Below are 983 nucleotides of genomic sequence, written 5' to 3'. Positions count from 1 at the left end.
CAGGGACTGACGGTCAACTACGGAGACCTGGAAATGATTGGGCTGCAAGATAATCCGCCGTTCGTCATGCAGGATCCGCCGGTGCACACCGAGTTTCGCAAGCTGGTGTCGCGCGGGTTCACCCCCCGGCAGGTCGAGGCGGTGGAGCCCAAGGTGCGCGAGTTCGTCGTGGAGCGCATTGAGAAGTTGCGCGCCGACGGCGGCGGCGACATCGTCGCCGACCTGTTCAAACCGCTGCCGTCGATGGTGGTCGCGCATTATCTCGGTGTGCCCGAGGAGGATTGGGCCCAATTCGACGGCTGGACCCAGGCCATCGTCGCGGCCAACACCGCCGACGGCGGCGTCGCGGGCGCGCTGGAAACCGTCGGCGACGCGGTCGGCTCGATGATGGCCTACTTCACCGGACTGATCGAGCGCCGCCGGACCGAGCCGGAGGACGACACGATCTCCCACCTGGTCGCCGCCGGGGTAGGCGCCGACGGCGACATCTCCGGTACGTTGTCGATTCTGGCGTTCACCTTCACGATGGTCACCGGCGGCAACGACACCGTCACCGGGATGCTTGGTGGCTCAATGCCGTTGCTGCACCAGCGCCCCGACCAGCGCCGGCTGCTGGTCGACGACCCGGACCGCATCCCCGACGCGGTTGAGGAACTGCTGCGGCTGACCTCGCCGGCACAGGGATTGGCGCGCACGGTTACCCGTGACGTGAACATCGGCGACACGACCGTCCCGGCCGATCGCCGGGTGCTGCTGCTGTACGGGTCGGCCAACCGCGACGAACGCCAATACGGGCCGGACGCCGGCGAACTCGACGTGACCCGCTGCCCGCGCAACATCCTGACCTTCAGCCACGGCGCCCACCACTGCCTGGGTGCCGCGGCGGCGCGGATGCAATCGCGCGTTGCGCTGACCGAACTGTTGGCCCGTTGCCCGGATTTCGACGTCGACGAGAATTCGATCGTGTGGGCGGGCGGTAGCTA

Annotated in this window: 1 protein-coding gene; it reads left to right on the top strand. The window is 67.8% G+C overall.

The window, feature by feature from the left end:
• Positions 1-983 (top strand): cytochrome P450 (locus ACZY0B_RS27680; protein WP_463767412.1); only part of this gene is annotated, 983 nt, incomplete at both ends.

Source organism: Mycobacterium sp. IDUB_19 (assembly GCF_055419445.1).
The sequence above is the reverse complement of the archived record's forward strand: the minus strand, read 5'-3'. Positions and strand labels throughout refer to the sequence as shown.